Here is a 14524-nt window from a genome sequence, read left to right as displayed (position 1 = left end):
TCTACCGGATATCATTCTATTCAAAAAAAAAATTATTCTATAATTATTTTTTTAGCGGGAACAGCATTCCCTTCAGAAACAATTTTCAACAGATAAATACCTTTCTGAAGATCGTTGACATATATCTTATTGTTTCCTTTATTCAGTTTCTGTACTGTTTTAATCAATCTTCCGGAACTGTCATAAAGTTCTGCAGATGCACTGTTTTTGCTGCTTTCTATTGTAAAGACACCGTCTTTTACAGGATTTGGATACACTGTAAATCCATCCTGAGGTCTGCCCGCTTCATTGGTTGCCAGTAATGCACCATTTCCAATTCCTACCGCGTACCATGCTTTTACATTTTGCTGCTGTTCATTGCCGGAAGCACCATAAAGATCTGTTACAGCCTGCTTGGTGAAATTATAAGCATCCATATAGGTGGTATTGGGAGTCATATAAGTGGTTAAAGCTCTGTAGATGATTTTTTCCGCTTTATCAATCGTAATTCCTGTTACATTAAATGCATTCCCGATATCATTGGTTCCTGAACCTCCCTGCGAAAGAAGATAGAACCAGTAATTTCCCACACCACTGTTGGTATGCACACCTCCGTGATCGTTATCAACTGTAGGATTGGCCGTACTCGCCCAATAGGTTCCGTTATAGGTATCCGGCTGAGGACCGGGATTTACATTATTCGGGTCAGACATACTTCTCATGTACGGGCTGGGAGATGGATTTAAAAATGATGCTGTAGGAATTCCCTCTCCGATAGTCCAGTTGGCAGTGGTTCCGGAATAAAATTCTATCGCCGTTCCAAACATATCGGCAATAGATTCATTGATAGCCCCGGATTCAGCCTCATAATTCAAACCGCCCAGACCATTTCTTCCTATAATCAAATGGGAATATTCATGCCCGGCAACGTCTATTCCTACTACAGGATTCATCAGGGTCAGCAATCCACCCAGGATTTTTCCGTTCCCATAAAGCATACATACAATTCCTCCATACAAAGGAGTATCAAGCGCCGCTGCATTTGCTCCTCCTGTAAGGCCTCCAAAATCAAAATTGTAATAGTTATCTATTTTGGCGCCGTTTCCATCATAGCTGTTTCTGTTATGGCGGGCCATGTAATAATCATAGGCATTCTTCATTCCCCAATGAACTTCCACTGCCGGTTTTGTATCTACAGCGGTATAATCTGCAACAGGATTAATATATTCCTGAACATTAATAATTCCACCGTTGATGGTATCAATATCAAGCGTTGTCCCATTAAGCGTATGAATGTTTCTGGCATTGTCTTTAAGGCGGAACTGCCCATTGTATGAATCAACAGTTATCGACTGGTTTCCTTTGTAGTAAGTAGTACTTGTAGATGGTGCGTCTGCATCATGAATTCTTGAATTTTTCTTCACAACCGTTCCTGAAGCATTGTCTATATAATACGTATAGGCCTGCAAAGGTTTCATGGATAAAGCTTCTACCTTAGAAGAATGGTACATAACAGCTTTTCTTCCGTTACTCACTTTTGTGATGACTTCCTCGATACCTGAAATCGTAATTTTACCGCTTGCTTTAAGATCTGAAGCAATGATTGAACGTACTTTCTGTAAAGTGGGCTGCTGGTTTGGGGAAAGATTAATATCCGTAATGATCTCACCGTTCACATATATTAATTTTCCATTCTTCTCATGCAGCAGGATCATATCATCCATGACCTTAACTCCCTTATAGTAATGATCGTACACGGCATGCTTAATTCCCAATTCATCCTTAGTCTGCTTGAGAAGCTTGTAGGAATGATCGCTTCCCGTTCCGAGCCATTCTCCTAAATGATTGACTAAAAAATCTGATGAAACATTCAGCCCGCTGAAATCGGCATTAAAATTTCCCATCACGGAAGTTCCGGAAATTTTTGGAAGTTCTTTTACTGATATTTCAGTTCTACCTTTGTTTTGAGCGTTCATTAAAGCTGCCGGAGCAAAACCTACCACCATAGCAAAAGCCAGTGTACGGGCGAAAGTAGTTATTCTTTTCATTTTACGTTGTTTTTTTGGTATTTCACAGTTAGTAGAGAAAGCCAAAAAATGTTACATAATTTTTAAATTTATCTTATTTTATTTTGTATTTCATTAAAAAAAAAGCTGTAATCCGCGAATAAATAAAATAATCTTCATAACATTGAAAATTTTCAGAAAAAAAATTTAGCAGAACAAAAAAAAACCCAACAGAAAATTTCCTGCAGGGCCCCATTGTGTGTTTTTTTTAGTTTACTCCAACTTATGCTTCAGTTAAACAAAGTTTTTGTACGAATTAATTTTAATCTATAAACCTACTCATGAATGGCTTATATCTTAATTGAACAGTCAGTTAAAAATTTGAACAGTCAAAGTCCGAATTGGACACTAACATTTTATATTTCTAATAGTTAGTAGAAAAAAAGCAAAAATGTTACACCATTTAGGGAAAAATTTTAATTAAAAACCCACAATATATTTTTTCATTTTTCCGTAAGCTTTGTGAACCCTTTGGTACTGCTTGTTTTCAATAATCGCATCCTTTATTTATTATTTAAAAAAAAAATAAATCCTGGCGGAAAATTCACCAGGACTGTATTTGTATTTTTAAAAATATCAGAAAGTTTGAAGATGGAAGATGTACAGAGAAAATTAATTCAGCCTGTCTAGCGCTTTCATAAGGGTTTGCAGATCAATAAAATGAAGTTTCACACCGATGATAATGAAAATCAGAAGCACCAGAGTCAGAAATATGATGATAAAAATATACACCGAAACAAACCATATTACAGTATTCAGAATATTTCCCTGGAGTCCCAACTTATTCATAAAAAATCTTTGAGAACGTTCAAACCATGAGTTTTTTCTCTCTTTTTTAGGTTCTATTTCCAGGCCGTTCAGTTCATCCACCAAACGCACAACATCCTCTATATAACGTCCATACATATAGTAAATCCAATATCTGATGATAAACCATACCAGCATGAGCGTAATGAGAAAGCTAATCCCGAAAATGGCAAGATTATACTGTATTTCAAAGTGAAAGTTGATCTTGATAAGTGACAGCAGGAAAGCCAGAGGAATGTAGGAAATATAATAGGAAATGTAGATTTCTTTCGATATTAAAAGTTGTGTTTTAAGGTTAAACAGATCATAATTTGTGTTGATACTGCTGTTACAGAGCATTTTATAAAGTTTGAGAAAACGGGAATAAAAATAAATGATAAAAGCAAGCGTGAGTACGACGACAAATGCCGATATAATCACAATATTGGTATCTCCGGAAGCAAACGGAAACCCTATTAAAAGCATAGGCAGGGTGACGACCATCAGCCAGAATTCTGTCTGCATATTAATCTTCAGCATCCGCATGGGCGAATGAATTTCACGCTGTTTCTCAAGAGAAATCTCAGGCAGATTCTGCCCGTTGTCTTTATCCCAAAGTTGTTTAAAATTTTCTAACTCCATTTGTTTTGCTTTAAATCTTGTCGCTCTTCTGCTTTTCAATGATTTCCTTCAGTTTTGTTTTTGCCCGGTTCATTTTTACTCGGGCATTCACTTCTGTGATTCCCAGCTGGCGGGCAATTTCTTTGCCGGGGAAATCTTCCAAAAAGAAAAAAATAAGCGCCTTGTCTATAGGGCTGAGCTGGTGGATCGCTTCATACATCAGCTTCATATTTCTATCATCTGCATCATTATAGGATTCTTGCGGAACAACAAGATCTTCTATCCCCTGATTTTGTATAAAACTACGTTTTTTTTCGCTACGCAGAAATACAATCGCCGTATTAAGCGCAGTCCGGTAGAGCCATGTAGAGAAGTCACTTCTCCTCTGGAAATCGCCGTATGATTTCCAGGCCTGGTAAATGATCTCCTGATAAAGATCATTCTGATCATCCTGATCGTCCATATACATTTTAGAGATCTTGAAAATAACACCTTTGTGTTTTTCAATTTTCTCTAAAAATTCTTTTTCCATTAAAGACATGCTCGAAACTCTACTCGTACAGCAGTATTAAAAGTAAATACTACAATTTTAACACAAAAACTAAAAACTCCACGTGTCAAAATACAAAATCCTCAAAAAATAAAGAAATTTAATGAGGATTATTATTTTATGTTAAGTAGATCCGAAAAATCTGCCTAGAAAATATAGTCTGTACTTAAAAAATTAGAATCGTGTTCTCTGACAATGGTATTCAGCAGTTTCTTGTTGGAATCTGTCAGTTTTGCAGCCACCAGCGACCGGATAGAAAATGAACGAAGGGCATCAAAAACAGATAGCGTTCCTTCCGCACTGTCTTTCCTTCCGGTGAACGGAAAAACATCCGGACCACGCTGTGCCTGGCAGTTGATATTAACACGGCTTACCAGATTCACAAACGGATCGATCAGCCTGGAAACTTCCTGAGGATCTTCGCTGAAAATACTCACCTGCATTCCATGCGATGCATTCACCTGATAATCGATAGGTTCTTCAATATCTTCAAACGGGACCACCGGAATGACCGGACCGAACTGCTCTTCGTGATACAGTTTCATATCACTGCTGACCGGAAAGACTACAGCAGGAAAGACAAAAGATTCTTCTGTAAATCCTCCGTTTTCATTTAAAACTTTCGCACCTTTAGCCAAAGCATCATCAATACATTCTTTCAGATACGGTGGTTTATTCACTTCAGGAAGCGGTGTCACCTTTACATCTTTTTCCCATGGAAGCCCTGGTTTCAATGCAGAAACAGCAGCACTTAATTTTTGGGTAAATTCTTCGGCAATTTCTTTCTGAACAAAGATCAGTTTCAATGCGGTACAGCGCTGTCCGTTGAATGACAATGCCCCCAAAATACATTCGCTTACGGCTACATTCAGATCTGCGTTTTTAGTTACGATGGCTGCATTTTTGGCATCAAGACTCAGAATAGCACGGAGACGGTTTACTTTAGGATGCAGTTTTTTCAGTCCGTTGGCTACCTTGCTGGATCCGATAAAGGCCAGAACATTTACTTTTCCACTTTCCATAATGGGAGTAATGATCTCTGAACCTTTGCCGTAAAGCGTGTTGACGGTTCCTTTCGGGAAGGCTTCTTTAAAGGCGTTCAGTAATGGATAATGAGCCAAAACACCATGCTTTGGAAGTTTAAACAAAATGGTATTTCCCATGATCAGTGCGGGAATCAGTGTCGTGAAGATCTCATTTAAAGGATAATTAAATGGTCCCATACTCAACACAACGCCCAGCGGAGCTCTTCTGATCTGTGCGATGGTTCCTTCAGCTTCCTGGAAACGGGAGGATTCTCTGTCCAAGTCTTTCAGGGCATCAATAGTCTGGTTGATATAATCTACAGTCCTGTCGAATTCTTTGGTAGAATCTGCCAAAGTTTTCCCGATTTCCCACATTAAAAGTTTAATCACAAGATCACGCTGCTCGATCATCAGATAAACAAATTTTTGCATACACTGAATACGTCCTTCTACAGACATAGTCGGCCATTCTCCCAGGCCATTATCATAGGCTTTAACGGAAGCTTCAAGAACTTCCATCGCTTCTTTAGGGCTGATATTCGGGATACTTCCCAGCAGTTTTCTCTCAAGACCGTTTTCTGTAGGAATGCAGACCGGCGAGTAAATCTCCTGAACCTCCCCTTTCCATTCTACCAGTTCTCCATTGAGAAGATATACTTTCTGATGAATCTCCTGCACTTTAAATTCTTCCGGGATTTCGCTTTCACTTTTAAAAATATCCTGAAATAACGGCTTATTGACTGAATCCATAAATTTTTATTTTTTGATAATTGAGTGTCATTCTAAAATTAAACAGAATAAAGGTAGCCGTTAAAATTGGTTTTAAAAACAGACGGTTGATAGATTTGTTCTATTTGGCGGGTGTTTGAATTAAAATTAATGTCCGGTACTGAAAAAATGAATAATTTTACTGAAAATAAAATTTCATGTTTTCAAAATTAGCTTTCAGCACCTTATTGTTTTTCTCAGCATTTATTTTCGCTCAAAATAGCAAAACAGCGAATACTGTTCTGATGGGAGGAAAACCGGTCCATACTTACGCCAAACTGCCGGCAGTGAATAAAGCAGCTCCGAAGTTTACGCTTACAGACGTTACGATGAAAGATCAGACGCTTGATTCTTACAAAGGAAAGTACTTGATCCTGAATATTTTTCCAAGTGTAGATACAGGTGTTTGTTCAGCATCTGTCCATCATTTTAATGAAGATGCAGCGAGTATTCCCAATACGGTTGTTCTTTGTATCTCTAAGGATCTTCCTTTTGCCCAGAAAAGATTTTGTGGTGCTGAGGGAATCAAAAATGTAGTGATGCTTTCAGATTTCCGTTCAGATTTCGGTAAAACGTATGGCGTGGAAATCACAGACTCTGTGATGAAAGGTCTTTTAAGCAGAGCTGTTGTGGTAATCGATCCTTCTGGAAAAATCATTTATGAAGAACAGGTTGCTGATATTTCGCAGGAACCGAATTATGAAGCGGCGATTGCAGCTGTGAAAAAATAAGCTTTTGCTTTTGTAATAATTTAAAATGAGCTTCGGCGATCTTCGATCGCCGGAGCTCATTACTTTTTCAGCTTTCCTTTCTTTTTTGTGGTGATGACAATGACACCATTTTGGGCCTGTGAGCCGTAAACTGCAGTGGCAGAAGCACCTTTCAGAACATTCATCGTTTTTATAATATTCGGATCTATTTCCTGAAGGTCCTTAAAACTGATTATTTTTTTATTCACCACAACCAAAGGCTTCTGATCGTCTCTCATAGTAGCATGTGCGCCTCCGATTCTAATCGGTGTTCTATCCTGACGATTCTCCGGCATCTGATTAATAATTAATCCCTGCACTTTCGGCTGGATTTCTTTTGCGCTGCCTTCTTTAGTGTTGTTTAAAGCATTTCCCGGAATGATTGAAACAGCTCCCAATAATTTTTGGTTTTTCTGCTTATTAAATCCAGAAAATACAATTTCTCTTATCTCTTCTGTCTTTAAAGTATCCTTGACCGTATTTTGCTGAGCATTTACGGAAACAAACCCTCCTGTTGTCAATATAAAACCGACCGCAAACTTTGTAAATAATGAATTGAGATAAGAATACTGCAGATTTCTGTTCAGCTGAGATTCATAAAAGTTTCCGCAAATATCCTCTGAAGGATCAGAAAAAGCTTCTATTATTTCCCGGTCCGAAGCAACGGTAAAATCCCGTACGGTTTTGGAACAGACGGAACAGAATCTTCCTTTTTCTTCGGGTGTCATGGCATTCCAGTTTTCATGACATGGTTTTGGTATGGTGATTTTCATAGTCTCTTTTTATATAGAGATACGGGAATGATGGGAAAGGTTGGAAAGGTTATCTTGAAATACTTATGTTGGAACATTTCAGCCTTGTTGAAAATCTTGGATTTTCTTGCACCTCAAATATTATACAGCTTAAAAACTTTGTACCATTGCGACTGTCCAACAAAGCAGAAAACAGTTTTCTAGTTGGAACAGCGCAAAGACACAAATTTTATGACAAAAATACGTTGTAAGGCGCAAAGATTTTATCTCCGATAAAATTGAGTACCGCCATCATTGCGAGGAGCAAAGCGACGAAGCAATCTCACCCCATTCTCCTAGCTGAAAATCTTCGATTTTCTTGCGTCTTAAATATTCACATAGCTTATAATGCCTTGCGTCTTTGCTCTTTTCCAACAGAAAAATTCCTTTTCAATAATTATTACCATCAAATCTTATAGGTTTTAAAAACCTATAAGGTTTAGATCAGCAGCCAATAAAAGAATCAGCACTATCTGCAAAATCTGCGCGATATTTCTTTAACCATTTTCACACTTCCATTCGGAGGGATACCATTCTCGCCACTGTTCTCTATAATTTCACCAATATCTAATCCCCATCTCCACCAATAGAACTAAACTCCTGCGTAGAATAATGTAAGAAAAACAACGCCAGTAAATCATCAACCGATTCATCAAGTTCAACGTGATAAGTGGGATATTTAAGTTTCTTTTTCTCTTCGGTAATTATTTCTATCAACAGTTTTCCTTTCTCGAATAGCTGATTGGCTTTACTCAACTTGAAATTATAAATTCTAACATCTGCTCCGGACTTAATGATTCTTTCTTTTCCCAAGTCTGTAAAATAAATGACGCCTTTGGAATTAAAAAGTTCTGCATCATTCTTCAGAAAACCTACATTTTTTATATCGTAGCTTCTGGAATTGAAAATAATATAATGTCCTGAAGAAAAGAACTTATTGAGTTCTACAATCCTCCCAATCTCTTTTTGATCTTCTGAAACTAAGACAAGTTGTTTGTTACTAATTTGGGTTATATATCTTTTCAATATAATTCTATTTAAGCATTAGGAATATCTTCTTTCTGAAAATAAAAACAATCAGTCCTGAAAACATGAGGGCAAAAACAGAAATAACAATCCCTATAAGTTGGGATCTTCTGACCTGTTTCGTTTGAAATTTCAGCTCTTTTTTAACTTCCTTTTTTGTGTGATCAATAATAGGCGGATTATAAAGTTCAGTTCTTATTTTCAGAATAGGATCATCAAAACCATATTCCTTTGCCTTTTCAAAATTTTCCCGGGCACCATCTTTATCTGCCAGCAAATAAGAAATATTTCCAAGATCAAAAAGAAGCTGAGCCACTATTTTATCTTTAGGCTGTACAAAAGATATCCTTTCATTTAACTGATAATAAAGCTGCTCTCTAAGGATCTCCAAATTTTCTTCGTTCAATGTTGATTTCGGAATATCTTCTTTTCCAAAATCAGTCTTGATCAAATTTTGGGAAGTAAAATATTTTTCGCCTTTAAGTTTAGCCTTTAAAATATTAACATGAATCCATTCTGAATAAAGATGAGATTTCGAACTGATCTCCACCGATTTTTCAATCCAACGTAAAGCTTCCTTATCATTTCCCAGCAATTCATAAGCGGTTCCCATATTGGAAGCTGTAGAATATCTCCCGGGAGTCATAGATTCAATTTTTTTGTATAAATCAACTGCTTTCTGGTATTTCCCCTGTAAAATCAAAACATACCCCTGATCTGACAGGTAATTTATATCTTTAGTTTCCTTATATCCTTTTTCAAGTCTCACTAACAATTCTTTTAAACGCTGCTCCCCTCCAAAATCATGTCCGTAAGGTACATATCCTTCATGATCTTCAAACAGCATTTCACCGGTGGCCAACAGTTTAGTATCCCCATTAAGACAAGCTGAAACAGGACCTGAGAGTAAAAATCCCAATATCACAGCTAAAATATATTTTCTCATATTTGTGGTAATAACACTTTAGATAGTTTTGAATAAAAATAAAAAAACTTTGTCACAAATCATCAGGTGACAAAGTCTTTTACAGCTTTATTTTTAGCGGTTATGATAACCGCAGATTATTCTCAGATTCATCAAGGATTTTACCGTCTTTTAGAATTATATATTGCTGTCCTATTTCCTCAAAAAGTCTCTGCAGATCCTGTTGATCAAACTTTTTGGGAAGATAAAATTTCTCATGTTCGAATAAACTATAATGTATAGGAACCAGTTTTCCGGCGTGCAAAAGATGGGCTGCCGTAAAAGCTTCTTCCAGATCCAATGAAGCCGCTACATCTTTTCCTTTTCCGCTATAGATTTGCTTGGTATACACTCCGTCGTACTCTGCATAAGAAGTCTGCAAAGCTGCCACAAGAGGATGATTGGTAATTACAGGATATTCCCGGATTGAGAACTGGAAATAATTCTCTGAGCTAAAGTCGCAAGTTCTTTAGTGCTCAGCTTGGTGAGTGAAATTTTCATTTGTTTGTGTTTTTGGTTTTGGATTTAAATATATAAAAAACTTGTAATGTGACAAATAAGCTAGAAATAAATGTTTGGAGTTGGGTGGAGGTTTTGTTGAAGTTGTGGGAGACTTGTGGAGTCCTCCGGAGATTACAAGCACACTTGTTTTAAAGTTCCGGAGGGCTACAGTGGTTTGTTTTGGTAACTGCTCTGAGCTGGGGAGGAGTTGGTTGGGTTATGGCAAGGATTTGATGTTTTAGATTACGGAAAACCATATTTATAAATAATTCATGTTGTGTATATTTGAAAACAAAATTAAACCATGTCATATATAAGACTTTCCAAACTTAGAATAAGCAATTTTAGAAGTTTTAAAAATGCTCAAACATTTGATTTTCCAGTTAGCAATTATGGTAAACCCGTATCAATCATAGGGTATAACAATTCGGGAAAAACAAATATGATCAATGCTATTCTTTATGGAATAGGAGAAAAATTTGTTAATTCCAAATCGTTTGAACTTTTAGATTTACATAATTTAGATCTGGAAAATCAAATAGAAATAAAGACTAGAATTGAAGCATCTCCTTACGGTGAAAATCAATTCGGGCCTCAAACAATTGCAGGAGAATATACCATTAAAACGGAAATGATTGAAAATGAAATTAAGTCCTCAGTAAGTAAGTCATTTTTTGGAGCGAATAAACACTACAATATTTTTTACATCAATTTTCATAATATTAAAGATGAAATAGCTATTAAAAAATCTAGTTGGGGCACTTTAACTTCTTTTTTATCAAAACATATAAAAAAATTAATTGACTCTGATCCTATAATTAATGCAAGAAGAGAGAATTTCATACAAAATATTACAGAACAAACTCATAATATCTTAAACGAAACAAGTTTAAGCGGTTTTATAGAAAATATTAGATTAAACTACATAAATAACTTAAGAAATAATAATTGTTACATTGAGTTTGGTGTGCCTAACTATGACGATATATTTTTACAAATGCTATTTAAAATTGGCCTTAATGGTAATAATGAAAAACTTTTACCGATAAACCAATTAGGAGATGGATACATATCGATGTTTGTTATGGCGGTTATTCAATCAATTGCAGAAAGTAACATTGAAGATAAATGTCTATTTCTGTTTGAAGAACCTGAGAGTTTTTTGCACGAAAATCATCAAGAATATTTTTATAAAATGGTATTATGTCAATTAGCAGAAAATGGACATCAAGTTATTTATACAACTCACTCAGACAAAATGATTGACATTTTTGACACTAAAAGCATTATTAGGTTAGAATTTGATGAAGATGATAAAAAAACTGTTGTTAAATATAATAACCTAGATGAATTTTCGCCAACCCATACTCCAATAATTTCAATTGAAAATTTTAATAGCTTTATAAAATCTGTTGAGCCAAATATTAATAAAATTTTATTTAGTAGGAAAATTTTATTAGTCGAAGGACCCAATGATCTTTTAACCTATAACTTCATAGTCGAAAAGAAAGCTTATGATGTAACTGGTAATATTAATTATTCAAAAGCATTTTTAAACTTTAAAAATATTTCAATAGCAGTTCATCATGGAAAAGCAACTGCTTTTTTGGTAGCAGATCTTTGTAAACATTTTGGAATTAATTTTTATTTAATTAATGATTGGGATTTAGATAATAACAATAAGGAAGAAATTTACTTTTTTGAAACTCTTGACCAATTTCATGAAAGTGACATCTATCGTAATAGTAATGGACAAACCAGAAATCCGACTGAAAAAGGTATACTTACAACTAACTGGAAGCTTATAAATAGTTCGATTGAGAATCAGATTCACTTTAATCATAAAAATTTAGAAGAAGTTATTGGATATGATTCTAATGATAAAAATAGTTTAGCAATATGGAACATTTTAATGGCTAAAAATGAATTTGAAACAAATATATTTCCTGAAAGTTTGGCGGATTTTTTGGAAATAGACTAGGAATCATTTAGTAAAAATATTTATAAATGAAAAGAATTTTTATTTTCTCACTACTCAGTATGTTTTTTGGAATTTCCTATGGACAAAATGTTGATGAAACTTTAAATAAACGAAGTATTAGAACAGATTCTTTGACATTAGAACTACAAAAATATAATATCCAAGATAATAAAGTTGAATATTTACAAAATGCTCGAAAGGTTTTAAAATCTGCTATTGACGATGTTTTAAAACTAGAAGATTTTAACAACAAAACAATGCAGAAAGTTCTTATGAAACCTCTCACAGAATATTATGATGCATTTAATGTTGAAAGAGATAAAAAGACCATAAACACTCTTCGTTATGGTTTTAAGAATAAGGAAGATTTTGTAAGTCACTATAAAGCTGCTGAAGCTTTATTGTTGAGTAAGTTAATCGATCTTCAATATCAAGCATTGATTGATGATGCTCAAAGAGTTATTGATGAAGTCAATATGTATATAAGTAGAAATTTGAAAAGATTAGGAATGACAATTGAAGAATATGAGAAGCTCAGTGAAAATGATAAAAAACTGTTAGAAAAAAGCTTTAAATAAAACAAATCCGCACTATCATAAAACGAAAACCTGCCTCACGGCAGGTTTTTCTATATCTAAAGGTTTTAAAATAAATCTTCATCCACAAAATTCGGCAGCGTCACTTTCAAATTCGGTTCTGCTTCCATCGCTCTTTTAATGGCGAAAACAGCGCCTTCATTTCTGGCCCAGCTTCTTCTGGAAATTCCGTTGTTTACATCCCAGAACAGCATGGATTTTAATCTTCTGTCAGCCTCTGCACTTCCGTCCAATAGCATTCCGAAACCACCATTGATTACTTCGCCCCAGCCTACTCCGCCACCGTTGTGGATAGAAACCCAGGTAGCCCCACGGAAACTGTCACCAATCACGTTGTGAATCGCCATATCTGCTGTAAATCTTGAACCGTCGTAGATATTGGACGTTTCTCTGTAAGGGGAATCCGTACCGGAAACATCGTGATGATCCCTTCCCAGCACAACAGGCCCGATTTCTCCGTTTTTAATAGCATTGTTGAAGGCTTCAGCAATCTTCATTCTTCCTTCTGCATCGGCATAAAGGATTCTCGCCTGAGAACCTACAACCAGTTTATTTTCCTGAGCGCCTTTGATCCACTGGATATTGTCTTTCATCTGCTGCTGGATCTCTTCCGGAGAGTTTTTCACCATCTCTTCTAATACAGCACATGCAATATCATCGGTTTTCTGCAGGTCTTCCGGTTTTCCGCTCGCACATACCCAACGGAATGGCCCGAAACCATAATCGAAACACATAGGTCCCATAATATCCTGAACATAACTTGGATATTTAAATTCTCTTCCTAAGGTTGGATTTTCGGCCATTACATCTGCTCCGGCTCTGGAAGCTTCCAGTAAAAAGGCATTTCCATAGTCGAAGAAATAGGTTCCTTTCTGCGTATGTTTATTGATGGCTGCTGCGTGTCTTCGTAAGGTTTCCTGAACTTTTTCTTTGAACAATTCAGGTTCCTCAGCCATCATTCTGTTTGATTCCTCAAAACTTTGTCCGGCAGGATAATATCCACCCGCCCACGGATTGTGAAGCGACGTCTGATCTGATCCGATATCTATTATTAAATTCTTTTCGTCAAATTTCTCCCAAACCTCAACAATATTTCCAAGGTAAGCCAGAGAAACGGTTTCTTTATTTTCCTGAGCTTTTCTTACTCTATCGATCAGCTCCTCTATATTCTCATAAATCTCATTCACCCATTTCTGATCATGACGGATCTTGGTGATCTTAGGATTCACTTCAGCACATACCGTGATGCAGCCTGCAATATTTCCGGCTTTTGGCTGTGCCCCGCTCATTCCTCCCAATCCTGAAGTTACGAAAAGTCCTCCCTTTGACTCTTTTTTAATTTTTCTGAAGGCATTCAGCACAGTGATGGTTGTACCGTGAACAATTCCCTGCGGACCAATATACATATAGCTTCCCGCAGTCATCTGTCCGTATTGCGTAACGCCTAAGGCATTGAATTTCTCCCAATCATCCGGCTTGGAATAATTAGGAATCATCATTCCGTTGGTTACCACTACCCTCGGCGCATCTTTATGAGAAGGAAACAATCCCATCGGGTGCCCTGAATACATCGTTAAAGTCTGCTCATCCGTCATTTCAGACAGATATTTCATCGTTAACAGATACTGGGCCCAGTTTGAGAATACGGCTCCGTTCCCTCCATACGTAATCAGTTCGTGAGGGTGCTGCGCTACGGCATAATCCAGGTTGTTCTGGATCATCAGCATAATGGCTTTTGCCTGCTCAGACTTTCCGGGATATTCTTCAATTCCTCTGGCCTTCATTTCATAATCCGGACGGAAACGGTACATATAAATTCTCCCGTATTTCTCCAGCTCTTCCCTGAATTCAGGAAGCAGTTCCGCATGAAACTGAGGTTCGAAATAGCGCAATGCATTTTTCAGGGCAAGCTTTTTCTCTTCTTCTCCTAAAATTTCTTTACGCTTCGGGGCATGGTTGATATTGGTTTCGTAGGGTTTAGGCTGTGGCAGCTGATTGGGAATTCCCTGCTGTATCTGTTCTTGAAATGTCATATTGCTATTTAAGTTCAATGTTTAGAATAAAATGTTTGAGGTTTTAAAGATATTCAAATTACGAAATATAGGCAAGGGAATTTGATGC

General features: G+C 36.4%; 12 protein-coding genes. 3 read left to right on the top strand and 9 right to left on the bottom strand.

Annotated elements, in window-relative coordinates; genetic code table 11:
* Positions 1–32: 32 nt before the first annotated feature.
* From BUA72_RS07330 to BUA72_RS07315, 4 genes are all read right to left on the bottom strand, one after another.
* Complete coding sequence (locus tag BUA72_RS07330) at positions 33–2027, bottom strand: M4 family metallopeptidase (RefSeq protein WP_072922367.1); 1995 nt, start codon at positions 2025–2027, stop codon at positions 33–35.
* Positions 2028–2657: 630 nt separating this feature from the next.
* On the bottom strand, positions 2658–3473 hold the full coding sequence (locus tag BUA72_RS07325) for a hypothetical protein (protein ID WP_072922366.1): 816 nt from the start codon (positions 3471–3473) through the stop codon (positions 2658–2660).
* A 10-nt stretch (positions 3474–3483) separates the two neighbouring features.
* Entirely contained in the window at positions 3484–3993 is a 510-nt protein-coding gene (locus BUA72_RS07320; protein ID WP_047451620.1) for an RNA polymerase sigma factor, read from the bottom strand.
* A gap of 155 nt (positions 3994–4148) precedes the next feature.
* Positions 4149–5777, bottom strand: a complete 1629-nt coding sequence (locus BUA72_RS07315; RefSeq protein ID WP_072922365.1) for an NADP-dependent glyceraldehyde-3-phosphate dehydrogenase — start codon at positions 5775–5777, stop codon at positions 4149–4151.
* 176 nt (positions 5778–5953) lie between these two features.
* On the opposite strand from BUA72_RS07315, the gene tpx reads away from it, so the two are divergent.
* A complete protein-coding gene (tpx, locus tag BUA72_RS07310) occupies positions 5954–6526 on the top strand; it encodes a thiol peroxidase (RefSeq protein ID WP_175548863.1) in 573 nt (190 codons plus the stop codon).
* Between the two features lie 59 nt (positions 6527–6585).
* Here the strand turns inward: tpx and BUA72_RS07305 are convergent, their stop codons facing one another.
* The 4 genes from BUA72_RS07305 to BUA72_RS07290 form a co-directional block, all read right to left on the bottom strand.
* Positions 6586–7317: a TonB-dependent receptor plug domain-containing protein gene (locus tag BUA72_RS07305; protein ID WP_072922364.1), complete on the bottom strand. Its 732-nt coding sequence runs from the start codon at positions 7315–7317 to the stop codon at positions 6586–6588.
* Between the two features lie 585 nt (positions 7318–7902).
* Positions 7903–8361 (bottom strand): hypothetical protein, encoded by a 459-nt coding sequence (locus tag BUA72_RS07300; RefSeq protein ID WP_072922363.1) that lies wholly within the window; start codon positions 8359–8361, stop codon positions 7903–7905.
* A 7-nt stretch (positions 8362–8368) separates the two neighbouring features.
* The gene (locus BUA72_RS07295) at positions 8369–9307 is read right to left on the bottom strand and encodes a tetratricopeptide repeat protein (protein ID WP_072922362.1); all 939 of its coding nucleotides are present in this window, start codon (positions 9305–9307) and stop codon (positions 8369–8371) included.
* Between the two features lie 100 nt (positions 9308–9407).
* Entirely contained in the window at positions 9408–9716 is a 309-nt protein-coding gene (locus tag BUA72_RS07290; RefSeq protein WP_072922361.1) for an RNA-binding protein, read from the bottom strand.
* Positions 9717–10130: 414 nt separating this feature from the next.
* Between BUA72_RS07290 and BUA72_RS07285 the strand changes: the two genes are divergently transcribed.
* Together BUA72_RS07285 and BUA72_RS07280 are read left to right on the top strand one after the other, a co-directional pair.
* Positions 10131–11807, top strand: a complete 1677-nt coding sequence (locus BUA72_RS07285; RefSeq protein ID WP_072922360.1) for an AAA family ATPase — start codon at positions 10131–10133, stop codon at positions 11805–11807.
* Positions 11808–11833: 26 nt separating this feature from the next.
* Positions 11834–12385: a hypothetical protein gene (locus tag BUA72_RS07280; RefSeq protein ID WP_139259566.1), complete on the top strand. Its 552-nt coding sequence runs from the start codon at positions 11834–11836 to the stop codon at positions 12383–12385.
* Positions 12386–12450: 65 nt separating this feature from the next.
* Here BUA72_RS07280 and BUA72_RS07275 read toward each other — a convergent pair whose 3' ends face one another.
* Positions 12451–14436, bottom strand: a complete 1986-nt coding sequence (locus BUA72_RS07275; protein ID WP_072922358.1) for a urocanate hydratase — start codon at positions 14434–14436, stop codon at positions 12451–12453.
* Positions 14437–14524 lie beyond the last annotated feature (88 nt).

This window comes from Chryseobacterium sp. OV279 (assembly GCF_900128945.1).
Lineage (GTDB): Bacteria > Bacteroidota > Bacteroidia > Flavobacteriales > Weeksellaceae > Chryseobacterium.
Note: the sequence above shows the minus strand (reverse complement) of the source record. Positions and strands in the feature narration are given on the sequence as shown.